24 protein-coding genes are annotated in these 26443 nt (G+C 61.0%); 10 read left to right on the forward strand and 14 right to left on the reverse strand.

From position 1 onward, the window contains the following. The first annotated feature begins 4 nt into the window (after positions 1-4). Positions 5-991: a LacI family DNA-binding transcriptional regulator gene (locus I6G83_RS05440; RefSeq protein WP_054305092.1), complete on the forward strand. Its 987-nt coding sequence runs from the start codon at positions 5-7 to the stop codon at positions 989-991. Positions 992-1166: 175 nt separating this feature from the next. After that, positions 1167-2351, forward strand: a complete 1185-nt coding sequence (gene tsgA, locus I6G83_RS05445; RefSeq protein ID WP_054305091.1) for an MFS transporter TsgA — start codon at positions 1167-1169, stop codon at positions 2349-2351. Positions 2352-2417: 66 nt separating this feature from the next. On the opposite strand, the gene I6G83_RS05450 is transcribed toward tsgA, so the two are convergent. Then, positions 2418-3686: a cytosine deaminase gene (locus I6G83_RS05450; RefSeq protein ID WP_269151481.1), complete on the reverse strand. Its 1269-nt coding sequence runs from the start codon at positions 3684-3686 to the stop codon at positions 2418-2420. 302 nt (positions 3687-3988) lie between these two features. On the opposite strand from I6G83_RS05450, the gene nirB reads away from it, so the two are divergent. From nirB to cysG, 4 genes are read left to right on the forward strand one after another with little or no spacing between them, the layout of a single operon-like run. After that, positions 3989-6538 carry a nitrite reductase large subunit NirB gene (gene nirB / locus I6G83_RS05455; RefSeq protein WP_054305089.1) on the forward strand — a complete coding sequence of 850 codons (2550 nt, stop codon included), beginning with the start codon at positions 3989-3991 and terminating at the stop codon, positions 6536-6538. Then, positions 6535-6864 (forward strand): nitrite reductase small subunit NirD, encoded by a 330-nt coding sequence (gene nirD, locus I6G83_RS05460; RefSeq protein WP_015962189.1) that lies wholly within the window; start codon positions 6535-6537, stop codon positions 6862-6864. Before nirB ends, nirD begins: the two co-directional genes overlap by 4 nt. Positions 6865-6891: 27 nt before the next feature. Then, entirely contained in the window at positions 6892-7692 is an 801-nt protein-coding gene (gene nirC, locus I6G83_RS05465; RefSeq protein ID WP_054305088.1) for a nitrite transporter NirC, read from the forward strand. Positions 7693-7752: 60 nt separating this feature from the next. After that, positions 7753-9156, forward strand: coding sequence for a siroheme synthase CysG (cysG, locus tag I6G83_RS05470; RefSeq protein WP_054305087.1), 1404 nt, complete (start codon positions 7753-7755; stop codon positions 9154-9156). 66 nt (positions 9157-9222) lie between these two features. On the opposite strand, the gene trpS is transcribed toward cysG, so the two are convergent. From trpS to pilM, 12 genes are all read right to left on the reverse strand, one after another. Next, a complete protein-coding gene (gene trpS, locus I6G83_RS05475; RefSeq protein ID WP_054305086.1) occupies positions 9223-10227 on the reverse strand; it encodes a tryptophan--tRNA ligase in 1005 nt (334 codons plus the stop codon). Between the two features lie 2 nt (positions 10228-10229). Then, on the reverse strand, positions 10230-10928 hold the full coding sequence (locus tag I6G83_RS05480; RefSeq protein WP_015962193.1) for a phosphoglycolate phosphatase: 699 nt from the start codon (positions 10926-10928) through the stop codon (positions 10230-10232). After that, positions 10921-11598 (reverse strand): ribulose-phosphate 3-epimerase, encoded by a 678-nt coding sequence (gene rpe, locus I6G83_RS05485; protein ID WP_015962194.1) that lies wholly within the window; start codon positions 11596-11598, stop codon positions 10921-10923. The genes I6G83_RS05480 and rpe overlap by 8 nt, the downstream gene beginning before the upstream one ends. Positions 11599-11655: 57 nt before the next feature. After that, positions 11656-12468 carry an adenine-specific DNA-methyltransferase gene (gene dam, locus I6G83_RS05490; RefSeq protein ID WP_015962195.1) on the reverse strand — a complete coding sequence of 271 codons (813 nt, stop codon included), beginning with the start codon at positions 12466-12468 and terminating at the stop codon, positions 11656-11658. Positions 12469-12643: 175 nt separating this feature from the next. Further along, a complete protein-coding gene (locus tag I6G83_RS05495; RefSeq protein WP_054305085.1) occupies positions 12644-13648 on the reverse strand; it encodes an SPOR domain-containing protein in 1005 nt (334 codons plus the stop codon). Positions 13649-13894: 246 nt separating this feature from the next. Further along, positions 13895-14983 carry a 3-dehydroquinate synthase gene (gene aroB / locus I6G83_RS05500; protein WP_054305084.1) on the reverse strand — a complete coding sequence of 363 codons (1089 nt, stop codon included), beginning with the start codon at positions 14981-14983 and terminating at the stop codon, positions 13895-13897. A gap of 56 nt (positions 14984-15039) precedes the next feature. Continuing rightward, on the reverse strand, positions 15040-15561 hold the full coding sequence (aroK, locus tag I6G83_RS05505; protein ID WP_015962198.1) for a shikimate kinase AroK: 522 nt from the start codon (positions 15559-15561) through the stop codon (positions 15040-15042). Positions 15562-15910: 349 nt separating this feature from the next. After that, positions 15911-17122 carry a DNA uptake porin HofQ gene (hofQ, locus tag I6G83_RS05510; protein ID WP_072186065.1) on the reverse strand — a complete coding sequence of 404 codons (1212 nt, stop codon included), beginning with the start codon at positions 17120-17122 and terminating at the stop codon, positions 15911-15913. Further along, positions 17119-17496, reverse strand: coding sequence for a HofP DNA utilization family protein (locus I6G83_RS05515; protein WP_082394633.1), 378 nt, complete (start codon positions 17494-17496; stop codon positions 17119-17121). Before I6G83_RS05515 ends, hofQ begins: the two co-directional genes overlap by 4 nt. Beyond that, positions 17481-17963, reverse strand: coding sequence for a hypothetical protein (locus tag I6G83_RS05520; RefSeq protein ID WP_062779276.1), 483 nt, complete (start codon positions 17961-17963; stop codon positions 17481-17483). Before I6G83_RS05520 ends, I6G83_RS05515 begins: the two co-directional genes overlap by 16 nt. After that, positions 17956-18492, reverse strand: a complete 537-nt coding sequence (locus tag I6G83_RS05525; RefSeq protein ID WP_054305081.1) for a PilN domain-containing protein — start codon at positions 18490-18492, stop codon at positions 17956-17958. The genes I6G83_RS05520 and I6G83_RS05525 overlap by 8 nt, the downstream gene beginning before the upstream one ends. Then, positions 18492-19328, reverse strand: a complete 837-nt coding sequence (gene pilM / locus I6G83_RS05530; RefSeq protein ID WP_054305080.1) for a type IV pilus biogenesis protein PilM — start codon at positions 19326-19328, stop codon at positions 18492-18494. The genes I6G83_RS05525 and pilM overlap by 1 nt, the downstream gene beginning before the upstream one ends. Before the next feature lie 122 nt (positions 19329-19450). Between pilM and mrcA the strand changes: the two genes are divergently transcribed. Next, positions 19451-22012, forward strand: a complete 2562-nt coding sequence (gene mrcA, locus I6G83_RS05535) for a peptidoglycan glycosyltransferase/peptidoglycan DD-transpeptidase MrcA (protein WP_054305079.1) — start codon at positions 19451-19453, stop codon at positions 22010-22012. Positions 22013-22081: 69 nt separating this feature from the next. Here mrcA and nudE read toward each other — a convergent pair whose 3' ends face one another. Then, entirely contained in the window at positions 22082-22636 is a 555-nt protein-coding gene (gene nudE, locus I6G83_RS05540; RefSeq protein ID WP_015962205.1) for an ADP compounds hydrolase NudE, read from the reverse strand. Between the two features lie 426 nt (positions 22637-23062). Here nudE and I6G83_RS05545 point away from each other — a divergent pair, with 426 nt between their 5' ends. From I6G83_RS05545 to hslR, 3 genes are all read left to right on the forward strand, one after another. Then, positions 23063-25198, forward strand: a complete 2136-nt coding sequence (locus tag I6G83_RS05545) for an intracellular growth attenuator family protein (protein WP_054305078.1) — start codon at positions 23063-23065, stop codon at positions 25196-25198. Between the two features lie 147 nt (positions 25199-25345). Beyond that, complete coding sequence (gene yrfG, locus I6G83_RS05550) at positions 25346-26026, forward strand: GMP/IMP nucleotidase (protein WP_015962207.1); 681 nt, start codon at positions 25346-25348, stop codon at positions 26024-26026. Beyond that, positions 26023-26430 (forward strand): ribosome-associated heat shock protein Hsp15, encoded by a 408-nt coding sequence (gene hslR, locus I6G83_RS05555; protein ID WP_054305077.1) that lies wholly within the window; start codon positions 26023-26025, stop codon positions 26428-26430. Before yrfG ends, hslR begins: the two co-directional genes overlap by 4 nt. The last annotated feature ends 13 nt before the right edge of the window (positions 26431-26443 follow it).

The raw sequence follows: 26443 nt of genomic DNA on the forward strand, positions 1-26443 counted from the left end.
ATCTATGGTGACACTGGAAGATGTAGCCGCGGCGGCGGGCGTATCGCGCGCCACGGTGTCGCGGGTGGTCAACGGCGACAGCAATGTCAAAGCGCCCACACGCGAGAAAGTGGAGCGGGCCATTGCCCAATTGGGCTATACCCCCAATCCGGCGGCGCGCGCGCTGGCCTCCAGCCAGAGCAACACGCTGGGCCTGGTGACCACCTCGTACCGCGGCGGTTTCTTTGGCGCGCTGATGGACTTTGTGCAGACCGAGGCGGAATCACACGGTAAACAGCTGCTGGTCACCCAAGGGCGCAACAGCGCCGACAATGAATTGGCGGCGATCCAGCGGCTGTTCAACCTGCGCTGCGACGGCGTGATCCTGCACGTCCGCTACCTGAGCGACGAACAATTGCGCCAGCTGGCGGCGGAACAGCGCCGTTTTGTGTTGCTCGACCGTCAGGTGCCGGGGCTGGAAGATCGCTGCGTCACGTTCGATCATCCGCTGGCCAGCCGCATGGCGACGCAGCAGCTGATCGACGCCGGCCACCGCCGCATCGCCTGCATCAGCGGGCCGCGCCAGCGCGCCTCCAGCCGGCTGCGTATTCAGGGCTTTGAGGAGGCCATGCGCGCGGCGCGGCTGACGCCGCTGGACTGCCTCGAAGGGGCGTACGACCTGGAGAGCGGTTATCAGTGCGCCGAACGCCTGCTGCGGCGCGCGGTGCTGCCCAGCGCCATCTACTGCTGCAACGAAGAGATGGCGATCGGCGCCCTGCTGGCGATCAATGAACACCGCCTGCGCGTCCCGCAGGACATTTCGCTGATCTGCTACGACAGCGGCGAACGGGCGCCGTTTGTCCGCCCGGCCCTGACCAGCGTCCACTTCCCGATCGTCGAGATGGCGCAGCAGGCCGCGCGCCTGTTGATCGATCCGGCCACGCCGCACGTCACCTTCACGCCGCGGGTCATCAACCGCGATTCGCTGGCAAAAGTAGATGCAGATCACTAATTGGTTAATTTTTTTTCATTGGTTACATCAAAAATTAGTCAGCAATCATAAAATATATCAATAGCTATGCTAGGATCCGCTGCACCAGGTGATCGGCGGACCCTCTTTTTTGGCAAGCGACGTCAGAGCCCGCCACCGGTATTTACCAATCCAACAGACCAATCGGGCTTATTCAATGAATAACAACAACCGCATCCGGCTTACATGGATCAGCTTCTTTTCCTATGCGCTGACCGGTGCCTTAGTGATCGTCACAGGGATGGTGATGGGGAACATTGCAGAGTACTTTAATCTGCCGGTTTCCAGCATGAGCAACACCTTTACCTTCCTGAACGCCGGCATTCTGATTTCGATCTTCCTCAATGCCTGGCTGATGGAAATCATCCCGCTGAAACGCCAACTGGTGTTCGGTTTCCTGCTGATGGTGCTGGCGGTGGTTGGCCTGATGGTCGGCAAAACCCTGACGCTGTTCTCCATCTGCATGTTTATCCTCGGGGTAGTGAGCGGCATTACCATGTCGATCGGCACCTTCCTGATTACCCATATGTATTCCGGCCGTCAGCGCGGTTCACGCCTGCTGTTTACCGACTCGTTCTTCAGCATGGCCGGCATGATCTTCCCGATCGTCGCCGCCACCCTGCTGGCGCGCCATATCGGCTGGTACTGGGTTTACGCCTGCATCGGCGTGCTGTATCTGGCGATTTTCGTGCTGACCCTGTGCTCCGAGTTCCCGGTGCTGGGCAATAAAGGCGATGCCGCCGGTGAAGCGGCCGCCAAAGAAAAATGGGGCATCGGCGTGCTGTTCCTGTCGATTGCCGCGCTGTGCTACATCCTCGGCCAGCTGGGCTTTATCCAGTGGGTGCCGGAGTACGCCACCAAATCATTGGGGATGAATATCAGCCAGGCCGGCAAGCTGGTCAGCGATTTCTGGACGTCTTACATGGTGGGAATGTGGGTGTTCAGCTTTGTGCTGCGCTTCTTCGACCTGCAGCGCATCGTCACCGTGCTGGCTGCGTTGGCGACCGGCGCGATGTATATGTTCGTCAGCAGTGACGAGCCGCAGATGCTGGGCTACTACATTATGGCCCTGGGCTTCGTTTCCAGCGCCATCTACACCACGCTGATCACCCTCGGCTCGCTGCAGACCAAGGTCTCTTCGCCGAAGCTGGTGAACTTTATTCTGACCTGCGGCACCATCGGCACCATGCTGACCTTTGTGGTCACCGGCCCGATCGTCGCCAAAGGGGGCGCACACGCGGCGCTGACCACCGCCAACGGCCTGTACCTGGCGGTGTTCGTGATGTGTCTGCTGCTGGGCTTCGTCACCAAGCACCGCAGCCACGGCCACGTAACCCGCTAACCGTCGCTGCCCTGAATAAAAAGCACCGCTCGCCGCCGGCGACGGTGCTTTTTTTATCCCTGCGCGCTAGCGGCGAAAATCAACCCGCTCCTCATCGTCCAGATAAATCGTCGTCTCCGCCGGCCGGGTGGCGGCGATCACCGCCCCCTGGCGAATCGAGTAACGCACCGGCGTCTGACGGCGCACCGCGTCAAAGCCGTTTTCCGCCGGCAGAATCACCAGATTGGCGCAGTTTCCCGCCGCCAGCCCGTAATCCTGCAGCTGCAGCGTGCGGGCGCTGCGCGTGGTGATCAATGCCAGGCCGTCGTTAATCTGGCCGTAGCCCATCAGCTGGCAGACGTGCAGCCCCATATGCAGCACCTGCAGCATATTGGCGGTGCCGAGCGGGTACCAGGGATCAAACACATCGTCGTGGCCGAAGCAGACGTTAAGATCCGCCGCCAGCATCTCTTTCACCCGCGTGACGCCGCGCCGCTTCGGATAGTCGTCAAAACGCCCCTGCAGATGAATATTCACCAGCGGGTTGGCGACAAAGTTGATGCCGGACAGCTTCAGCAGGCGGAACAGCCGTGAGGTATAGGCGCCGTTGTAGGAGTGCATCGCCGTGGTATGGCTGGCGGTCACCCGCTCGCCCATTTCCAGCTTGAGCGCCAGCGCCGCCACGGTTTCGACAAAGCGCGACTGCTCGTCGTCAATCTCATCGCAGTGCACATCCACCAGCCGGTCATATTTCTGCGCCAGTGCGAAGGCCTTGTGCAGCGACTCCACGCCGTACTCGCGGGTAAACTCAAAGTGCGGAATGGCGCCCACCACGTCGGCCCCCAGGCGCAGCGCCTCTTCCAGCAGGGCTTCACCGTTGGGATAGGAGAGAATGCCCTCCTGCGGAAACGCGACGATCTGCAGCGTTACCCAGGGCGCAACCTCCTGCTTCACCTCCAGCATGGCGCGCAGCGCGGTCAGCGACGGATCCGAGACGTCCACGTGGGTGCGCACGTACTGGATACCGTTGGCGATCTGCCACTTCAGCGTCTGCCAGGCGCGCTGCTTAACATCTTCGTGGCTCAGCAACGCCTTACGCTCCGCCCAGCGTTCAATGCCCTCAAACAGCGTGCCGGACTGATTCCAGGCCGGCTGGCCGGCGGTCTGGGTGGTGTCCAGATGAATATGCGGTTCGACAAACGCCGGCAGCGCCAGGCCGCCCTCGGCGTCCAGCGCGTCGCTGCGCCACGCCTGCCCTGTCGGCTGCGGGATCAGATGGCCGATACGCCCCTGTTCGATACTCAGCTGCCACAATCCTTCATGCCCGCTGAGACGCAGATTGTCGATAAACTTCAACCTTTGCTTTGCCACACTTCCTCTCCCGTTGAACGGCTGATTTTTTCATCATACTGGCACCTGCGCAGGCTGACAAAAACACTCATCAGCAAAAATGGTGTAAATGGCGAAAAATAGTGCAACACCTATCAAACTGGCTCGATTCAGCTAAAGTTGAATTAAAACCGCAACTTATCAAATAACGATAAAAATCATGCAGATACCACTTTAGAGGTATATAGGGGTAGACTTGATTTACATCAAGAAGCCGTATGGCGGGAGGCATAAGGTAAGCGCAGGAAACCAGAATTTTTGAGGCAATCATGAGCAGAGTCAAACTCGCTGTCATCGGTAACGGCATGGTCGGCCACCGCTTTATCGAAGATCTGCTGGAAAAGGCAGCCCCCGGCCAATTCGACATCACCGTTTTTTGCGAAGAACCACGCATCGCGTACGACCGCGTACACCTTTCTTCTTACTTCTCCCACCATACCGCGGAAGAGCTGTCGCTGGTGCGCGAAGGCTTTTACGAGAAGTCCGGCGTCAAGGTGCTGGTCGGCGAACGCGCCATTACCATCAACCGCAGCGAGAAGGTGATTCACTCCAACACCGGCCGCACGGTGTTTTACGACAAACTGATCATGGCCACCGGCTCCTACCCGTGGATCCCGCCGATTAAAGGCGCGGAGGGTCAGGACTGCTTCGTCTACCGCACCATTGAAGACCTCAACGCCATTGAAGCCTGCGCCCGCCGCAGCAAACGCGGCGCGGTGGTCGGCGGCGGCCTGCTGGGGCTGGAAGCCGCCGGCGCGCTGAAAAGCCTCGGTATCGAAACCCACGTGATCGAATTCGCGCCGGTGCTGATGGCCGAACAGCTCGACCCGATGGGCGGCGATCAGCTGCGTCGCAAGATCGAACGCATGGGCGTACAGGTGCACACCGGTAAAAACACCCACGAGATCGTCCACAGCGGACAGCAGGCGCGTAAAACCATGCAGTTTGCCGACGGCAGCGAGCTGGAGGTCGACTTTATCGTCTTCTCCACCGGCATCCGCGCGCAGGACAAGCTGGCGCACCAGTGCGGGCTGGCCACCGCGCGCCGCGGCGGCATCGTGATCAACGATCAATGCCAGACCTCCGACCCGGACGTCTACGCCATCGGCGAATGCGCCTCCTGGCAGGAGCGCACCTTTGGCCTGGTGGCGCCGGGCTACAAAATGGCGCAGGTGACCGCCGACCATCTGCTGGGGCGCGACAATACCTTCCTCGGCGCGGATATGAGCGCCAAGCTGAAACTGCTGGGCGTCGACGTAGGCGGCATCGGCGATGCGCACGCCCGCACCGCAGGCGCCCGCAGCTACGTGTATCTGGACGAAAGCAAAGAGGTGTACAAGCGCCTCGTGGTCAGCGCCGACAATAAAACCCTGCTGGGCGCGGTGCTGGTCGGCGACACCAGCGATTACGGCAACCTGCTGCAGCTGGCGCTGAACGGCATCGAACTGCCGGAAAACCCGGACAGCCTGATCCTGCCGGCGCACGCCGGCAGCAAACCGGCGATCGGCGTGGACGCCCTGCCGGAAAGCGCGCAAATCTGCTCCTGCTTCGACGTCAGCAAAGGCGATATCATCAAAGCGGTGAGCATGGGCTGCCATACCGTCGCCGCCATCAAGGCGGAAACCAAGGCCGGCACCGGCTGCGGCGGCTGTATTCCGCTGATTACCCAAGTGCTGAACGCCGAGCTCAGCAAACAGGGCATCGAGGTTAACCACCACCTGTGCGAACACTTCGCTTACTCGCGTCAGGAGCTGTACCACCTGATCCGCGTTGAAGGCATCAAATCCTTTGATGAGCTGCTGGAAAAATACGGCAAAGGCTACGGCTGCGAAGTGTGCAAGCCGACCGTCGGTTCGCTGCTGGCCTCCTGCTGGAATGAGTACGTCCTCAAACCGCAACACACCCCGCTGCAGGATACCAACGACAACTTCCTCGGCAATATCCAGAAAGACGGCACCTACTCGGTGATCCCGCGCTCCGCCGGCGGCGAGATTACGCCGGAAGGCCTGTGTGCTATCGGCGAGATCGCCGCCGAGTACAACCTCTATACCAAGATCACCGGCTCGCAGCGTATCGGCATGTTCGGCGCGCAGAAAAACGATCTGCCGGCCATCTGGGCGAAGCTGATCGCCGCCGGCTTTGAAACCGGTCACGCCTACGCCAAAGCCTTGCGCATGGCGAAAACCTGCGTCGGCAGCACCTGGTGCCGCTACGGCGTCGGCGACAGCGTCGGCTTCGGCGTTGAACTGGAAAACCGCTACAAGGGCATCCGCACGCCGCACAAAATGAAGTTCGGCGTCTCCGGCTGCACCCGCGAATGCGCCGAGGCGCAGGGTAAGGACGTCGGCATTATCGCCACCGAAAACGGCTGGAACCTGTATGTCTGCGGCAACGGCGGCATGAAGCCGCGCCACGCCGACCTGCTGGCGGCCGACCTCGACCACGACACGCTGGTGCGCTATCTGGACCGCTTTATGATGTTCTACATCCGCACCGCCGACAAACTGCAGCGCACCTCGCTGTGGCTGGAAAGCCTGGAAGGCGGCATCGACTATCTGCGCCAGGTAATTATCGACGACAAACTGGGCATCAACGACCAGCTGGAGGCGGAGATCCTGCGCCTGCGCGACGCGGTGGTCTGCGAATGGACCGAAACCGTTGAGCATCCGGAGCTGCAGGTCCGCTTCGCCCACTTTATCAACAGCAGCCTGCGCGACCCGAACGTGCAGATGGTCGCCGAGCGCGACCAGCACCGCCCGGCCCGTCCGGACGAACGCATCCCTGTCACCGTCCTGGACACTGAGGAGAACAACGCATGAGCCAGTGGATCACCGTCTGTCCGGTCGCCGACATCCTGCCCGGCACCGGCGTCTGCGCCCTGATTGGCGAACAGCAGGTGGCGGTTTTCCGCCCCTACGCCGATGAACAGGTGTTCGCCATCAGCAATATCGACCCCTTTGCCCAGGCCAGCGTGCTGTCGCGCGGCCTGATCGCCGAACATCAGGGCGAGCTGTGGGTCGCCAGCCCGCTGAAAAAACAGCGTTTCCGCCTGCATGACGGTTTGTGTATGGAGGATGAGGCCCATTCAGTGGCGCACTTCGCCAGCCGGGTGGTCGACGGCGTGGTGCAGGTGGCGGCGGCATAACGAATTCTAACCTTCTGGGAAAAATCTATGTTTACCGACACCCTCAACAAATGCGCCGCCAACGCGGCGCGCATCGTCAAACTGGCGAAAGAGAGCCCGCTCGGCTTCTGGATCGCCTCCGCCATGGCCGGCGCCTATGTGGGCCTTGGCATCATCCTGATTTTCACCCTCGGCAATCTGGTGGATCCGTCCGTACGCCCGCTGGTGATGGGCGCCACCTTCGGCATCGCGCTGACGCTGGTGATTATCGCCGGCTCCGAACTGTTTACCGGCCACACCATGTTCCTGACGCTCGGCGTCAAGGCCGGCACGATTTCACAAGGACAGATGTGGACGGTGCTGCCGCAGACCTGGCTCGGCAATCTGCTGGGTTCGGTGCTGGTCGCCCTGATGTACTATTATGGCGGCGGCAGCCTGCTGCCGGTAGACAGCAGCCTGGTGCACAGCGTGGCGCTGGCGAAAACCACCGCGCCGGCGGAAGTGCTGTTCTTTAAGGGCATCCTGTGCAACTGGCTGGTCTGCTTGGCGATCTGGATGGCGCTGCGCGTTGAGGGCGCGGCGAAATTTATCGCCATCTGGTGGTGCCTGCTGGCGTTTATCGCCTCCGGCTACGAGCACTCGGTCGCCAATATGACGCTGTTTGCGCTCTCCTGGTTCGGCCAGCACGGCGAAGCCTATACGCTGGGCGGCATCGGCCATAACCTGCTGTGGGTCACGCTGGGCAATATGGTCTCCGGCATGGTGCTGATGGGGCTGGGCTACTGGTACGCCACCCCGCGCGCGCAGCGCCCGCAGGCGAGCCGCAACGGCGCACGTCAGACCGCCTGATTACCGACTTATCTCGGGCGCCGTGCGCGGCGCCCCTGCCCCCGCCCTGAGGAACTGCTGATGGATTACTTACCCATTTTCTGCCAACTGCAACATAAAGCCTGCCTGCTGGTCGGCGGCGGCGACGTCGCCGAACGCAAGGCGCGCCTGCTGCTGGATGCCGGCGCCCAGCTGACGGTTAACGCCCCGGCGTTCAACGCACAGTTTCAGCGCTGGGCCGAACAGGGACGGGTCACGCTGGTCTGCGGCGATTTCCGCGCCGAGCTGCTGGCGGAACAGTGGCTGGTGATTGCCGCCACCGATCGGGTGGAGGTCAACGCGCTGGTGTATCAGTGCGCCAATCAGCAGCGGGTATTTTGCAACGTGGTGGACGATCCCAAACGCGCCAGTTTTATCATGCCGTCGATTATCGACCGCTCGCCGATCATGGTCGCCGTCTCATCCGGCGGTAAAGCGCCGGTGCTGGCGCGCCTGCTGCGTGAAAAACTGGAGGCTGCCCTGCCGCAGCACCTTGGCCGCCTGGCGCAGTGGGGCGGCGCGCTGCGTCAGCGCGTAAAACAGCGCTTTACGCGACCTGAAGAGCGGCGTCGTTTCTGGGAGCGGCTGTTTGCCCACGATCGGCTGGCGCAGTCGCTGGCGAATAACGATAACGCCATGGCGACCAGCCAGACCGAAGCGCTGTTCGCCAGCCAGCCCCACACCGGTGGGGAAGTGGTGCTGGTGGGCGCCGGGCCGGGTGACGCCGGGTTGTTGACCCTGAAGGGTCTGCAGCAGATCCAGCAGGCCGACGTGGTGGTTTACGACCGTCTGGTGTCCGATGAGGTAATGGCGCTGGTGCGCCGCGACGCCGAGCGCATTTTTGTCGGCAAACGCGCCGGCGACCACTGCGTGGCGCAGGCGCAGATTAACCAGATCCTGCTGGAACAGGCGCAGCGCGGTAAGCGCGTGGTGCGTCTGAAAGGCGGCGATCCGTTTATCTTCGGCCGCGGCGGCGAGGAGCTGGAGACGCTGGCGGCTGGCGGCATTGCGTTTTCCGTGGTGCCGGGCATCACCGCCGCCTCCGGCTGCTCGGCGTACAGCGGCATTCCCCTGACCCACCGCGACCATGCGCAAAGCGTCCGGCTGGTCACCGGCCATGCCAAAGCCGACGGCGATCTCGACTGGGCCACGCTGGCCGCAGGCCAGCAGACGCTGGTGTTTTATATGGGCCTGTCGCAGGCGGGAGAAATTCAGCGGCAGCTGATCGCACACGGTATGGCCGCCGATACGCCGGTGGCGCTGGTGGAAAACGGCACCACCTGCCGCCAGCGGGTGCTCGAAGGCGAGCTGCGGCAGCTGCCGGCGTTGGCGCAGCAGGCGGCCAGCCCGAGCCTGATCATCGTCGGCAGCGTGGTCAGCCTGCGCAGTAAGCTTAACTGGTTCGCCAGCCGCGAAGCCGCGCCGGAACTGGCGAAAATGGCCTGACGCACGCGTCAGAAACGACAAAGGCCGGGCAATTGCCCGGCCTTTTTGCTGTCTGACACCCGCAGGTTACGGCTGCGCTACAAAGCCAATCGCTTCATACACCTTGCTCAGCGTGTCCTGCGCACGAGCGCGCGCCTTGGCCGCGCCGTCGCGCATCACCTGCTGCAGGTAGGCTTCGTCGTTGCGGAAGCGGTGGTAACGCTCCTGCAGCTCGCTCAGCATACCAGACACCGCATCGGCAACCGCGCCTTTCAGGTGGCCATACATCTGGCCTTCAAACTCGGCTTCCAGCTCGGCAACCGGCTTACCGGTCACGCCGGACAGGATATCCAACAGGTTGGAAACCCCGGCCTTGTTGGCCACGTCATAACGAATGACCGGCGGCTCGTCAGAGTCGGTCATCGCGCGTTTGATTTTCTTGGCGACCGCTTTCGGATCTTCCAGCAGGCCGATCACGTTGTTGCGGTTATCGTCCGACTTGGACATCTTCTTGGTCGGCTCCTGCAGCGACATCACGCGCGCACCGGATTTCGGGATAAACGGCTCCGGCACCTTGAAGATATCGCCGTACAGTGCGTTAAAGCGCGATGCCACATCGCGGCTCAGCTCCAGGTGCTGCTTCTGATCTTCGCCCACCGGCACCTGATTGGTCTGATACAGCAGAATATCCGCCGCCATCAGCACCGGATAGTCGAACAGGCCGGCGTTGATGTTTTCTGCATAACGGCTGGACTTGTCCTTGAACTGGGTCATACGGCTCAGTTCGCCGAAATAGGTGTAGCAGTTCAGCGCCCAGCTCAGTTGCGTATGCTCCGGCACGTGCGACTGGACGAAGATGGTGCTTTTATTCGGGTCGATACCGCAGGCCAGGTACAGCGCCAGCGTATTCAGCGTCGCGTCACGCAGCTTTGCCGCGTCCTGACGCACGGTGATGGCATGCAGATCGACGATGCAGTAAATACAGTCGTAATCATCCTGCATGTGAACCCACTGACGCAGCGCACCCATGTAGTTGCCAATGGTCAATTCGCCGGACGGCTGCGCGCCGCTAAATACGATGGGCTTACTCATGTTTAAATTTCCTGATTTTCTAAGGATGACCGCCCAAGAACGGGCAACAGATCGGCGAAGCGTTCCAACACGCGGTCGGGATGGCTCAGGGCTATCGCTTCACCGTAGTTATAACCATACGTCAGGCCGACGCTCGGGCACCCTGCCGCCTGCGCCGCCTGGATATCATTGCGCGAATCGCCGACGAACAGCAGTTCACCGGCCCGCAGCCCCAGCTTGCCGAGCACCAGATACAGCGGCGCCGGATGCGGCTTTTTCTCAATCACATCGTCGCCGCCGATAATCAGCGAGAAGTAGTCGGCAATCCCCAGCGAACGCAGCAGCGGCGCGACAAACGGCGTCGGCTTATTGGTCACCAGCGCCATCGGCATGCCGGACTCCGCCAGCTGCGCCAGCGTCTGCCGCACCTGCGGGAACAAGCGGCTGCCGTCGGCGACCGTGTCGGCATAGCAGCGGTCGAACCGTTCACGCAGCAGTCGGCACTGCGCCGGCGTCTCGTCGACTTCAGCCCAGCGCAGCGCTCGCTGCACCAGCACGTCGGCGCCGTTGCCAATCCAGGTGCTGACCCGTTCAATGCCCGGCTGCGGCAGGTTCATCTCCGCCAGCGCCCGGTCCATTGCTGCGGCCAGGCCCGGCGCGCTGTCAACCAGCGTGCCGTCCAGGTCAAACGCCAGAGCGCGGATGGCGCTGAAATCAGCCATGGGTGACTTTCGCCAGTTCGCTGCGCATGGCGTCGATCACCGTGCGGTAGTCCGGCTGGCCGAAGATGGCGGAGCCGGCGACGAACATATCGGCGCCTGCGGCGGCGATTTCAGCAATGTTGTCGACTTTCACCCCGCCGTCCACTTCCAGGCGGATATCGTAGCCGCTGTCATCAATCAGCTTGCGCACCTGGCGCAGCTTATCCAGCGTGCCGTGGATAAATGACTGGCCGCCGAAGCCCGGGTTGACCGACATCAGCAAAATGACGTCAAGCTTATCCATTACGTAGTCGAGATAGCTCAGCGGCGTAGCCGGGTTGAGCACCAGCCCGGCCTTGCAGCCGTGCTCTTTGATCAGTTGGATGGTGCGGTCGACGTGCTCGGAGGCTTCGGGATGGAAAGTGATATAGCTGGCGCCGGCTTTGGCGAAGTCCGGGATAATGCGATCGACCGGTTTTACCATCAGGTGAACGTCAATCGGCGCGGTGATGCCGTAGTTGCGCAGCGCCTGACACACCATCGGACCGATGGTCAGGTTCGGCACGTAATGGTTATCCATCACATCGAAGTGCACCACATCGGCGCCGGCGGCCAATACGTTCGCCGTGTCCTCGCCCAGGCGGGCAAAATCTGCCGACAGAATGGACGGGGCAATCAAACTCTTTTTCATCCGCTTCTCCAAACGTAGGGGTAGTCATTATACGCCGGGCGCCTGCTGCTTTCCGGCTTAGCGATACAGCGCCAAAAGCTCGTTCACCTTGCTGCGGCCCAGAATATTGCGGCTGATGGTGCGGCGGGCTTTCACCACATACAGCGCGGCATGCTGGTACCAGTCACGCGTCAGTTCGGTATCGTGGTTTGAGATCAATACCGGCACCTGATGTTCAACCGACAGCTGATGCGCAATCTGCGCCAGCCCCTGCTGATCGTCCAGGCTGAAGCTGTTGGTGTGATAGGCGGTAAAATTCGCCGTCGCCGACAGCGGCGCATACGGCGGATCGCAATACACTACCGCACCGGCGGTCGCCTTCAACATGGTATCGCGGTAATGCTCACAGACAAAGGTGGCATTGCGCGATTTTTCTGCAAACCAGTACAGCTCTTCCTCAGGGAAGTAAGGCTTCTTGTAACGGCCGAACGGCACGTTGAACTCGCCGCGCAGGTTATAGCGGCACAGACCGTTGTAACAGTGGCGGTTCAGATACAGGAACAATAGCGCCCGACGGTACGCGTCCTGGCTAGTATTAAACTCTTCACGCAGCAGGTAAAACTGATCCGAGTTATTGAATTCATCGGCGAACAGAATACGGGCATCGCGCACGAAATCATCCGTACGCAGCTTCACGATGTTATACAGGTTGATAAGATCGCTGTTGATATCGGCGAGAATATAGGCATCGTAATCGGTATTCAAAAACACCGACCCCGCACCCACGAAGGGCTCGATTAAGCAGTCTCCCTCCGGCAGATGGCGACGAATCTCATCTACCAGCGGGTATTTTCCACCAGCCCATTTTAAAAAAGCGCGGTTCTTCTTCATGCCGTCAGTTAGCTACTTATACAATTCAGAGCGGCGGATTGTACTCTGTTTCAGACAGCACATCAGCGCACAAATTAAAATGATTTATACCCTTCATCCTGCAGGCCGCCGCCCGGCCATCGCTCGGACCCAAGGTCGTCACGCGGCGTAAGACGGCAGCCTGAAAGCTGTCAGATTACTTTTTCTGGTCCTGTTGCACCTGGCGTACGGAACGAACCCACGGTTTTTTCGCCTGCACATCCGCAGGCAATGACGCAATGGCGCGCTTCGCTTCGCCGGAGGAGGCGTACACGCCGCTCACCAGGACGAACCACGCTTTACCGTTACGCGTGGTTTGATACACGGAGTAGTTCGACAGCTTCTGCTGTTTGGCAAACGCGTTCAGAGTATCGGAACGGGACGCGCTGCTCAGCTGCAGCGTGAAATGGCTGGCCGGAGCAGACTGGATAGCACCGCCGCTGCCGCTGACCGCACCGGATTTACCGGAGGAGGCCGACGCCGACGTCTTGCTGCTGCTTGCTTTGTGCGTTGCAGCGGCCGGTTTGCTGGCGCTCTTCGCCGGCGTTTTATGCGGCTGCGCGCTGTGGCTCTGCACCGGACGCGTCGTTTCACGCGGCGCGTTCGCTCCGCCCATCACCGTCGCCGGCGCCGTCGGCAGCGTTGAGCTGCTGCCCGTCATGCCCTGCGTGGCGGCATCGACCTGCCCCTGCTGTGCAGACAGCGCGTCGTTCATATTGCCAGGCAGATCCACACGCTGCTGCGCGCCGCCCTGCTGCGGCTGTGGCTGCGCCTCGGTCGGCGTGCCGGAAATCGGCGGTACGCTGATCTCTTGCGGCTGCTGCGGCTGAGTGGTGTTCACGCCGTTAGCGTCGTTGGCATCGGTGGTGCCGCCCGGAACGCCATTGTTGGTCGTGGTCAGCGATGAGGAGCCGGACAGATTGATATCACGCGCCGAACCGGACTGGCTGCCCTGCTGCTGCGCGGATTCATGTTTGGTCGGCGCCTTCAGCGCAGAGCCGATGCCGATAATCAGCAGCAACAGCACCAGGATGCCGATGCCGATCATCAGATGTTGACGTGAAACGGCGAAACGCGGGCCGGGGGCCGCTTTACGCGACCGTGAGGAAGGACGATCGCTGCTATCGGGTCGGAGATCGTCTTCCGGTTTAAATTCATCCATCTAAAACCCTCCAACTGAGAGGTAAAGGCTGTTACCCCACAGGCTGGCCGCCTTGCGTAGCACCAGCCACCTGGGGCGTATCACGGTAAAGCGACGGCGATACGGCCGATTAACTCAAGTCATGATAATCGGGCAAAACCCATTCGCATGATTAATAATATAGATGCAAACCGCGGCTAAGCCACTGTTATTGCCTCTTCTTTTTACCGCACCGCCAGAGCGCGGCCGTCGTTCAGAGGCTGCGGCTTACCGCGGCAAACAATCTTCAATCGACGCCAGCACCATGTCATGCGCAACGCCGCTGCGGACTTCCGCGGCGCCGATCGCCGTCGGCAGCACCAGACGCAGTTCTCCCGCCAGCACCTTCTTGTCGCGCATCATATGCGGCAGATACGCCGCCGGCGCCATCTCCTGCGGACCGGTCACCGGCAGCCCCGCACGCTGCAGCAGGTTGCTGACGCGCGCGATATCCTCTGCGGAAAACTGCCCCAGCCGATGGGCGGTGTGTGCGGCCATCATCATGCCGGCCGCCACGGCTTCGCCGTGCAGCCAGACGCCGTAGCCCAGCTCCGCCTCAATCGCGTGGCCATAAGTATGGCCCAGATTCAGCAGGGCGCGCAGGCCGCTCTCACGCTCATCGGCGGCAACCACCTGCGCTTTCAGCTCGCAGCAGCGACGAATGCAGTATGCCAGCGCCTGCATATCCAGCGCGACCAGAGCATCGATATTATTTTCCAGCCAACGGAAGAAGTCAGCATCAAGAATAATCCCATACTTGATCACTTCCGCCAGGCCGGATGAGAGTTCACGCGCCGGCAACGTTTTCAGGCAGTCCAGATCAACCACGACCGAAGCCGGTTGATAGAACGCGCCGATCATGTTTTTACCGAGCGGATGATTGACGGCGGTTTTCCCGCCAACGGAGGAGTCCACCTGCGACAGCAGCGTGGTCGGCACCTGAATAAAACGTACGCCGCGCTGGTAACACGCCGCGGCAAACCCGGTCAGGTCGCCGATAACGCCGCCGCCAAGAGCGACCAGGGTGGTGTCGCGGCCATGGGGCTTGGCCAGCAACGCCGAGAACACCTGTTCCAGCACCGCAAGGGATTTGTACTGCTCGCCATCCGGCAGAATCACCTGGTCGACCACCACACCGCTCTGTTCAAGTACGTTACGCACCTGCTCCAGATACAGCGGCGCCAACGTCTGGTTGGTGACCAGCATGACCTGATCGCCGGCCTTCAGCGGCATAAAAGAAGCCGGATCGTTAAACAATCCGGCAGCAATGGTAATCGGGTAGCTACGCTCCCCAAGCGTTACGGTAACTCTTTCCATATCGCGCCCAGTTCCCCAATGTGGTTGATCCCCGCATCGCGGCGCGGGGAACGCAATCAGTTGTTTTCCAGCATATTGATAATCTGGTTGGCAACTACTTTAGCGCTTTGATCGTCGGTACGGATAGTGACATCGGCAATTTCTTCGTACAACGGATTGCGTTCCTTTGCCAGCGCTTCCAACACCTCACGCGGCGGCTCATCGACCTGCAGCAGCGGACGCTTTTTATCACGCTGGGTACGCGCCAACTGTTTTTCGATGGTGGTTTCCAAATAAACAACGACACCTCGCGCCGACAGACGATTACGCGTCTCACGCGATTTCACCGAACCACCGCCGGTCGCCAGCACAATCCCTTGTTTTTCCGTCAGTTCATTAATGACTTTTTCTTCACGATCGCGGAAACCTTCTTCGCCTTCCACGTCGAATACCCAGCCCACGTCAGCTCCGGTACGTCGCTCAATTTCTTGATCGGAGTCGAAGAACTCCATATTGAGTTGCTGAGCTAACTGACGGCCAATAGTGCTTTTGCCGGCACCCATAGGCCCAACCAGAAAGATATTGCGTTTCTCTGCCATGTTTTTCGGTATTACTAAGACAATTCGTTAATGATAACCCGCCCCGCCAATCAAATCAGCGGCGGGACCTAAACTGAAACCTCATGAGCGATAGTGCGAGATCAGACGAAAAATTATCTCAACACTCTTGGTAGTTTGGCAACCGAATAAATCGCTATCCACGCCGCGGGAGGGAAACCATATGTTTTTAACGGCGTCTGAGCGTTAACAAAAAAACCTCGGAGCTCAATTCGGTAACCCTTGTAAGCTAAATCGGCCGCAGCGTCAAACTCAGATGTCTCTGTGGCGAGAAAAAAGTGCATCTGCTCATCAACTTCAACAGATTTTCGTTCGCCGCAGCGCGGAGTGCTCAGCCTTTAACCAGCGTTGGGGTGATAAAAATCACCAGTTCCCGCTTTTTATACTGTTTGCCGCTGCGCCTGAACAGCGAACCCAGCAGCGGCACGTCGCCCAGCCCCGGCACCTTATCGGCGCTGCGGCTGCTTTGCCGCTGGAAAATGCCGCCCAAAACGATGGTTTCGCCGTTTTTTACCGTCACCTGCGTTTTTATCTCCTGCTTGTCGATCGCCAGGGCTTCTCCCTCACCCTGCTTGATCGCGCGGCCGGGCATGTTCTGGCTGATCTGCAGCTTCAACGCAATGCGGCCGTCAGGCAAAATCTTCGGCGTCACCTCCATCCCCAGCACCGCCTCTTTAAACTCCACCGATGTCGCACCGCTGGCACCGCTGGACACCTCATACGGAATTTCCGTCCCCTGTTTGATGCTGGCGGTTTGCTGGTTGGCGGTCACCAGACGCGGGCTGGCGATAATCTCCAGCGCATTCTCCTGCTCCAGCGCCGTCAACTCCAGATCCAGAATGCGTCCGCTGATGCGCGCCAGATGAAACCCCGCGCTTATCGCGCTGCGCTCCAACGGCAGACCGACGCTGAAGTTATCGAGCCGCAGCGCCCTGCCCGTCGACGCCTCCTCCGCCAGCCCCCAGCTGACGCCCAGCTCGTGCAAATCCTCGCTGCCGATAGTGACGATATGCGCCGCCAGCTGCACCTGTTCCAGCGGCTGATCCATCTGTTGCAGCCAGCCCGCCAGCAGCTTCAGCGCCGACGCCTCGTCGCGAATCATCAGCGTGTTGGTGCGCGGATCCGCCATAACGCTGCCGCGCTCGCTCAGCAACGCGCCGCGCTGCGCCTGTAAACTCTGCAGAACCGCCGCCGCTTCGGCGTGATGCAGCCGCTGCGTCAACGTCTGCAGCGGTGGCGGCAGCTGTTCGGCCGGAAAGACCGTCATCACCTTGCCGTCGAGCGTCATGCCCAGCTTCCCCATGCGCAGGATCACCGCCAGCGCCTGCCGCCACGGCACCGCCTTCAGCCGCAGCGTCAGCGTGCCGCTCACCGCCTCCGCCGTCACCAGATTCAGCTGCTGGTGATCCGCCAACGCCTGCAGCACCAGCGCAACCGGCGCATCATGAAATGCCAGAGAAACCGGCGCGTCATCCTGCGGCGCCGCCATGACGGCGAACGATAGACCACACAGCCATCCCGCCAGGCCTTTGCATCCCTTCATGTTGCTTCCTTATTATTTCCCAACATCAGCGTGACATCGCCCGGGGCCGGCGGGCAGAGCGCGTCGCCTGCCACGGCCTGCAGCGTCAGCGTCCGGGTGCCGATATGCGTCACCTGCCAGCGCCCGTGCAGCACCGTCTGGCGAAGCTGCAGCCGCAGCCAGCGCCTCTCCGGCGTGATGACCCAGCCCAGACGACGCTCCGGCTGGCCGATAATCCCCGCCAGCCGCCAGCGCTCGGGCGACACGGCGACGTCGGGGCAGGACAGCGCCGGCGGCTGGAAAGGATCGCGCGGCTGTGCCGCCCACAGTGCGGGCACCAACGCCCCTATCCACGCCAGCGTCAGCCAGCCGCCGCGCGTTATTGCAGCAGCCATTGCGTACCCAACCCTTCCGGCCGCATCTCCAGGGTCAGCTGGCTGATGCGCACCGTGCCCGGCAAACTCTCCAGCAGTTGCAGTACGGCGAAGTAATCGCTGCGCAGCTGAAGCCGCTGCTGCGGCGGCTGTTCCTGCCGCTGCCAACGCAGCAGCCTGACGCCTGCTTGCTGCAGCACCGCCGACAGTTCCGGCTCGTTCGGCTGCCGCTCCCGCTGCTGCGCAATCTGTTGCTCCAGCGTCGCCAGCGGCGGCAGCGATGCCAATTGCCGCTGCAGTTGGCCGACGCGCTGCGCCTGCTGCCGGACCTCATCGCTTAACCGTTCTGACTGGCGCCACTCTCCGCGGATCAGCCCCAGACCGGGCAGCGCCAGCAGAATGCCGAGCAGCAGCCACTGCAACGCCAGCAGTTGCCAACCCGGGCGCTGCAGCCACGGAATGAGTTCATCGGGTAATGGCCTACTCATCACGCCGCCAGGGCGCCGTCAGAGTAAAAGAGAACAGGCCATCCGCACGCTGCGCGACGTCCTCCAACTGATGCCCGGGCAAGAGCGCCTGCGCCGTCAGGCGATCCGTCAGCTGAACCAGCGCCGGATAGCCCTGGCTCAGTCCGCGCACCCGCAACCGGTGCGCCTGCACCTCCAGCGAAAGCAGCCACGCGCTGGCCGGCAATGCCGCCGCCAGCTGCGGCAAAAAACGCGCATACTGCAGGTTATGCGCCTGATTACGGTGATGCTGCGCCTGACGTTCACTCAGCCGCGTCAGTTCCCCCGTCGCCGCTTGAATCAGCCGGTACTGCTGCTGCAACGCCTCGTTCTGCTGGGTGTATTGCTGCAGCAGGCTGCGCTGTTGCTGCTGCCGGTGGCGCACGCCCGCCAGCAGCAGCGCGGCGATCGTCAGCGCCAATGCCAGCTGCAGCGTCAGCAAACGTAGCCAGAAGCGTGCGCGGCGACGCTGCGCCTGCTGGCGCCAGGGCAGTAAATTCACCTGGTACATCAGCAGTCCTCCTGCCGCAGCGCCAGCCCGCCGGCCAGCACAAAGGCCCCCGGCTTTGCGGGCAGCGGCGCCTGCCGGTAAGGAAAAGCCTCAAGCGGCGACCACAGCAGCGCCCCTTCCGGCGCGGGTTCATCCAGCACGCTGCTGTAATACAGCGTCTGTGCGCCGGCATTGGCGGCCAGTACGGCCGCCAGCGCCCGTTCGGCATCGCCGATCTCCGGCTCGCGCAGCACGCCGCAGGCAAAGGCGACGCTGCGCGGCGCCGCCCACAGCCAGTGATCGTCCAGCCGATGCAGCAAGACCGCCTCGGGCGGCAGCCCGGCGGCCTCGGCCATGGTTAACAGCGCGCAGGGCGTGATATCGACCACCTGCGGCGAGAGATCGGCCTGCTGCAGGCAGCCCAGCCACATCTGCAGCTCCTGCTGCCGGGCGGCGGTGAGCAACAGCTGCGCCGCCTGCTCCTGCGGCGGACGGTAGTCCAACGCCAGCGTCTGGCTGTCGAGCGGAAACTGCTTCGCCCCCTGGGCGGTGATATAGCGGTCGCGCGCCGGCTCCTGCAGCCGCGCGTCCGGCGCCGGTATGACATGTTGTAAAACCCGTTGCACAGGTAAGGCAATGCGTAAGGAAATATGTCGCGGCAAGCGGGTTCGCCACTGCCGCAGCAGCGGAATCAAACTTTCGGATTGATCCAGATAACCGTCGCGCAGGACGGCATACGGCAACTCTTTTTGCCACCAGTGCCGCAGCTGCCAGCCGCCGCGTCGCCGCTGTGCCGCGACGGCGCGCAGACTATGGCTCTGTATGTCGAGCCCCACATTCCATGTGTTCGGGAACATATTTTGACCCGCCTCCTTAAGGTAAGATGATAAAAGAACATATCCATGGCGAAGCCTTACCTTTATACTACCGCGCGGTTGTTTATAAACTGCCCAAATGACATAAAAATGGGAAATCTCAGGTGAAGTTCGTAAAGTATTTTCTAATCCTTGCAGTATGTTGCATCGTGCTGGGAGCAGCCTCGGTTTTTGGCTTGTACAAATATGTCGAGCCACAGCTGCCCGACGTCGCAACGCTGAAAGATGTCCGACTGCAAATCCCGATGCAGGTTTACAGCGCCGATGGCGAGCTGATCGCCCAATACGGCGAGAAACGCCGTATTCCGCTCAAACTGGATCAAATTCCGCCGGTAATGGTGCGCGCCTTTATCGCCACCGAAGACAGCCGGTTCTATGAGCACCACGGCGTTGACCCTATCGGTATCTTCCGCGCCGCGTCGGTGGCGATGGTCTCCGGCCATGCGTCCCAGGGGGCGAGTACCATCACCCAACAGCTCGCCAGAAACTTCTTCCTGAGTCCGGAACGCACGCTGATGCGTAAGATTAAGGAAGCGTTTTTGGCGGTGCGCATTGAGCAGATGCTGACCAAGGATGAAATTCTTGAGCTGTATCTGAACAAGATTTATCTGGGTTACCGCGCCTACGGCGTCGGCGCCGCGGCGCAGGTTTACTTCGGCAAGGACGTCAGCCAGCTGACCCTGAGCGAAATCGCCACCATCGCCGGCCTGCCGAAGGCGCCGTCCACCTTTAACCCGCTCTATTCGCACGATCGCGCCGTGGCGCGCCGTAACGTGGTGCTGGCCCGCATGCTGGGTGAACACTACATCAATCAGGCGCAATACGACGAAGCGCGTAACGAGCCGCTGGTGGCCAATTACCACGCGCCGCAGATCAGCTTCTCCGCCCCGTATCTCGCCGAGATGGTGCGCCAGGAGATGATCAAGCGCTACGGTGAAAACGCCTACACCGACGGTTACAAGGTCTACACCACCGTAACCAAAAAGCTGCAGCTGGCGGCGCAGCAGTCGGTGCGCGACAACGTGCTGGCGTACGATATGCGCCACGGCTACCGCGGCCCGTCCAACGTGCTGTGGAAAGTCGGCGAAGCCGCCTGGGACCAGAAGCAAATCGTCACTTCGCTCAAAGGCCTGCCGAGCTACGGCCCGCTGGCGCCGGCGGTGATCACCGCCGCCAACGCCGAGCAGGCGACCGCCATGCTGGCGGACGGCAGCAGCATCGCCCTGCCGATGGCGGGCATGCGCTGGGCGCGCCCTTACAAATCCGATACGCTGCAAGGCCCGACGCCGAAGCGCGTAACCGACGTGGTGCAGGTGGGTCAGCAGGTGTGGGTACGTAAGGTTAACGACAGCTGGTGGCTGTCGCAGGTGCCGGACGTCAACTCCGCGCTGATCTCGCTGAATCCGCAGGACGGCGCCGTGAAAGCACTGGTCGGCGGCTTTGACTTCAACCAGAGCAAGTTCAACCGCGTCACCCAGGCGCTGCGTCAGGTCGGCTCCAATATCAAGCCGTTCCTGTATACCGCGGCGATGGATAAAGGCTTAACGCTGGCCACCATCCTGAACGACCTGCCGGTCACCCGCTGGGATGCCGGTTCCGGCACCGAATGGCGGCCGAAGAACTCGCCACCGACTTACGTCGGCCCAATCCGCCTGCGTCAGGGGCTGGGGCAGTCGAAGAACGTAGTGATGGTGCGCGCCATGCGTGCGATGGGCGTCGACTACGCGGCGGAATACCTGCAGCGTTTCGGCTTCCCGGCGCAGAACATCGTGCACTCGGAGTCGTTGGCGCTGGGTTCGGCGTCCTTTACTCCGATGCAGCTGGTGCGCGGCTACGCCGTGCTGGCGAACGGCGGCTATCTGGTGGATCCGTACTTCATCACCCATATCGAAGATGAAACCGGCAACACCATTTTTGAAGCCAAGCCGAAAGTAGTCTGCAACAGCTGCAACCTGCCGGTGATTTACGGCGACACGCACCGTTCGGCGGTACTGTCGGACGATAACGTGGAAAACGTGGCGGTCTCGCAGGAAAACAATAACAATTCCGGCGTGCCGATGCCGAAGCTGGAGCAGGTGACCCCGGCCCAGGTGCTGCAGGACGGCGACCAGCAGTATGCGCCGCACGTGATCAACACGCCGCTGTCATTCCTGATCCACGACGCGCTGAACACCAACATCTACGGTGAACCGGGCTGGATGGGCACCGGCTGGCGTGCCGGCCGCGATCTGAAGCGTCGCGATATCGGCGGCAAAACCGGCACCACCAACAGCTCGAAGGACGCCTGGTTCTCCGGCTATGGCCCGGATACGGTCACTACCGTCTGGATCGGCTTTGACGATCATCGCCGCACCCTGGGCCGCTCAACGGCGTCCGGCGCCATTCCGGACCAGATTTCCGGCGGCGAAGGCGGTGCGAAGAGCGCGCAGCCGGCGTGGGATGAGTTTATGAAGATTGCGCTGGAAGGCATTCCGGAGCAGAAAACCACGCCGCCGCAGGGTATTATCAGCGTCATTATCGACAAGAGCACCGGCAAGCTGTCGAAAGGCGGCGCGGGCAGCCGTTCCGAGTACTTTATCGAAGGCACCCAGCCGACGGAGTACCCGACCTACGATGCCGGCACCACCCTGATGGATTCCGGCGGCGAAAGCCACGAACTGTTCTAACCACAAAAAAGGGCCAGAGAAATCTGGCCCTTTTTATTTGCGCCGCTGCGGATGCGCTACGCGCGCCGTTTAGCGGGAACCGCGCAGGAAGGCCTCGGCCAGGAAGAGCGCACTGACGTTGCGCGCCTCGCGAAAATCCGGTTCCGCCAACAGCGCCATCATATTGGCAATGGGCCAGCGCACCTGCGGCAGCGGCTCCGGCTCATCCCCTTCCAGCTTTTGCGGATACAGATCATGCGCCAGCACGATATTCATCTTGCTGGAAAAATAGGAGGGCGCCATGGTTAACTTGCTGAGAAAATCAAAGCGTTCCGCACCGAAGCCCACTTCCTCCATCAGCTCGCGGTTGGCGGCTTCCAGCACCTCTTCACCCGGGTCGATCAGCCCCTTCGGGAACCCCAGTTCATAAGATTCCGTACCGACCGCATACTCGCGAATCAGCAGCAGGTCGTCGCCAATCACCGGCACAATCATCACCGCCTCACGATCGGAAGGGCGCATACGCTCGTACACCCGCCGCACGCCGTTGCTGAATTCCAGATCGACAGATTCAACGTTAAACAAGCGCGAACGTGCGATGGTTTCTACCTTCAGGATTTTAGGTTTTTGCAGGTGTTTATCCATGATTGCCTCAAAATGCGTTCCCCCTGCGCGCCAGATGCGCCGAGCACGGAGTAACCGGAATAATGATTGGCGGGCATGCCGCTGACGACATGCTTAAACGCTGACCATTGTCGATCTTGATCACATTGTGCGTTAATGGGAACCTTGGCCGCAACGCACACCGTCGTTAATTTACTTTTTTTTAACAACCTCGGCCAGCAGATGCCTTTTTTCTACGCTAATTCAGCAAATAAATCGTGTTAAAATAGGATAATGCCGATATTAGCAATAGTCACAGCTTGCTATCATCGTGCAAGCTTGGGGCTTGTTTAACCGCGCGTTTTTTCGTTTTACCCGACGCTGCGGATGCCCCACTCTGATTTACTGCATATAATAGGCAACTTTATCATCGGGTTGATGGGAGTCACGGCGTAATATGGGGATAGCATGAGCACAATAGTGTTGATATTGGCCTTAGTGCTTGCCTGTCTGATCATCGCTGGCCTGTATTTTTGGTTTAAAGCTCGCAACCGGCCGGTACTGGCCCGTTCACTGCCCTTTCTCAAGCCGACGCACCGCAAACTGACGTCGGAAGAGCGTGCGGCGGTCGAGCACTACCTCGGTCAGCAAAACCGGCTGGGCAATAAACTGCTGCCCGGCAGTTCGCCCCTGTCCGCTACCAGGCTGACCCTGACCCCGCAAAGCGACAACGTCTACCCGGTCACCCACGCCATTACCCGTTACGGCCTTGCCAGCGATGAGCCCAATAAATGGCGCTACTACCTGGACTCTGAAGAGGTGCACCTGCCGCCGTTCTGGGAACAGTACATCAGCGCCGACAACCATGTGGAAATCATCAAGACGCAAACGCTGCCGCTGGTGATCTCCCTCAACGGCCACTCGCTCACCGACCATATCAACGATCGGCCGCTGCCGCCGGTCGTCGGCGTCGAACCGGCGCGTAACGCCTCGATCCGCAAGGAGGAGAGCGAGCACGTCGAGCTGCTGAATATCCGCAAGGAAACGCCGGAAGAACATATGCTCAACAGGCCCAATGGCCTGAGGGAAGCCGGCATCATTTCCGCCGCCCTGCTGCTGCTGTTTTTCAGCCTGATCAGCCCGGTGCTGGTGGTGCCGTGGATGATTTTCGTCGCGGTGCTGATGATCGCCTGGGGCTGCTGGAACCTGTTCCGCCGCCCGGCCGATCATGAACTGAAAGAGATTCATTGCCTGCGCGGCACGCCGAAGCGCTGGGGGCTGTTTGGCGAATCCGGCCAGGGGCAGATCAGCAACATCTCGCTCGGCACCGTCGATCTGGCCTACCCCGCGCACTGGCAGTCGTTCGTCAGCGCGGACCTGGGGCAGCCTACCGACGTCGATATCTACCTTAACCGCCAGGTGGTGCGTCAGGGGCGCTACCTGTCGCTGCACGACGAAATGAAGCACTTCCCGCTGCAGCACTGGGGGAAAAACGCCGTGCTGATCGCCAGCTCGCTGCTGGTGCTGATCATGCTGCTGAGCTACATCCCGCTGGGCCTGCCGCTCAAACTCAGCGTCGCCTGGCTGCAGGGCGCACAGCGCACCGAAGTCAGCAGCGTACAGGCGCTGGAACGTATTCCTCTGCATATTGGCGACAGCCTGAAAATTCAGGGCAGCGGCATGTGCTATGTGCCGCCGACGCCGCTCAATGCGTCAGCAGCCGGCTTTATGCCGTTCGACTGCTCCGGCATTTACTGGAACACCGCCGCGCCGCTGCCGCAGCCGGAATCGGACATTATCGATAAGGCCTCGGCGCTGCTTGCCACGGTCAACAGCCAGCTGCACCCCAGCGGCAGCGACCAGAAAATCAACCCGCAGCTGGCCAGCGCCATTGAAAAGTCCGGCATGATTCTGCTGGATGATTTTTCCGACATCGTGCTGAAGACCCGCGACCTGTGCGGCGAGAGCAACGACTGCGTACGGCTGAAAAACGCCTTGGTGAACCTCGGCAACGGCAAAGACTGGAACAGCCTGGTTAAACGCGCGCGCTCCGGCTCGCTGGACGGCGTCAACGTCCTGCTGCGCCCGGTCAGCGCCGAATCTCTCGAGCGGCTGACCAAATCCGCCACCTCCTCCTTCGTCTATCAGGAAACGCGCCAGGCGGCGGCAGCGCTGAACAGCCCTCCACCGGGCGGCTTCCTGATTTCCAGCGATGAGGGTAAACAGCTGGTGAACCATACGCTGCAGCCGGCGGCATCGCCGAATGAAGACAATGCGCTGGAGCAGTGGAATACGCTGAAGCGGATGACCAGCGTTCTGCTGCATACGCCGTTCGAAGCGCAGGGCGTCATCACCAGCCTCAGCACCGACGCCAACGGCACCCGCCATATCGCACTGCACAGCGAGCCGGACATCATCACGCTGTGGCGCTACCTCGGCACCAGCCTGCTGCTGATCGGGGTGACGATCGGCCTGGGTTACAATACGTTCCGCCTGATCCAGCGTCAGCGCATGAACCGTCGCCGGCTGGCCGACATTCAGAGCTATTATGAAAGCTGCTTTAACCCACAGCTGACGCCCGTGCCGCTGCATTCCAAAGACTAACCGGGCGGGCCGGCATCAGCGGCCCGTTCTCACGTCTTGTCATCCGCTTATGCTACCCTAACCCTATATCTCCGCCCTTCCCCGCCGTTGCGGCGGGCGGAAACACCGTTTTCCCCCTGAGTGACCAGGCCTGCTGCCGGAGTATTTATGGTTCCTGAATTTGATTGGCGCAATATAGATACCGTTTTGCTGGATATGGACGGCACCCTGCTCGATCTGGAGTTCGACAGCCACTTTTGGCTGCAGCGGGTGCCGCAGGCGCTGAGCGCCCAGCGCGATATTTCGTTCGACCAGGCGCGTCAAATCATTGACGCCGAGTATGCCGCGGTACAGCACACCATGAACTGGTACTGCTTTGATTACTGGAGCTCGCGGCTGGACCTGGATATTTACGCCATGACCAGCGAAGCCGGCTCCCGCGCCCGTCTGCGCGATGATACCGCTCCGTTTCTGCAGGCGCTGCGCGACTCCGGCCGTCAGGCCATCCTGCTGACCAATGCGCATCCGCACAGTCTGGCGGTAAAAATTGCGCATACCGGGCTCGACCAGCACCTTGATTTATTACTTTCCACCCACACATTTGGATATCCGAAGGAAGATCAGCGTCTGTGGCAGGCGGTGCAGCAACGCATCGGCTTTGACCCTCAGCGTACGCTGTTCGTGGATGACGGCGAACCGATTCTGGACGCCGCGCGCCGGTTCGGCATTCGCTATTGCCTCGGCGTACAAAATCCGGATTCCAGCATGGCGGAAAAAACTTTCCAGCGTCATCCGTCCATGCGCGATTACCGTCAGTTGATACCGGCGCTGGCACGGGAGCCAGGATGAAAGCAAAAACGACCAGCGAGGCAGCCGTCCGTCTGGACAAGTGGCTGTGGGCCGCGCGGTTTTATAAAACCCGCGCGCTGGCGCGCGAGATGATCGACGGCGGTAAAGTGCACTATAACGGCCAGCGCAGTAAACCCAGTAAAAACGTCGAGCTGAACGCGGAGATCAAGCTGCGTCAGGGCAATGAGGAACGCACGGTGGTCGTGCTGGCGCTTAGCGGCCAGCGGCGCGGCGCCAGCGAAGCGCAGCTGATGTATGAGGAAACGGCGGCCAGCATCGCCAACCGGGAACAGATGGCGCAGGCGCGCAAACTGAACGCCCTGAGCATGCCGCATCCGGACCGCCGTCCGGACAAAAAAGAGCGGCGTACCCTGATTAAATTTAAATTTGGCGAGTCGGAATAACCCCCTCGCCTCA

Source organism: Serratia rubidaea (genome assembly GCF_016026735.1).
Classification (GTDB): Bacteria; Pseudomonadota; Gammaproteobacteria; order Enterobacterales; family Enterobacteriaceae; genus Serratia_B; species Serratia_B rubidaea.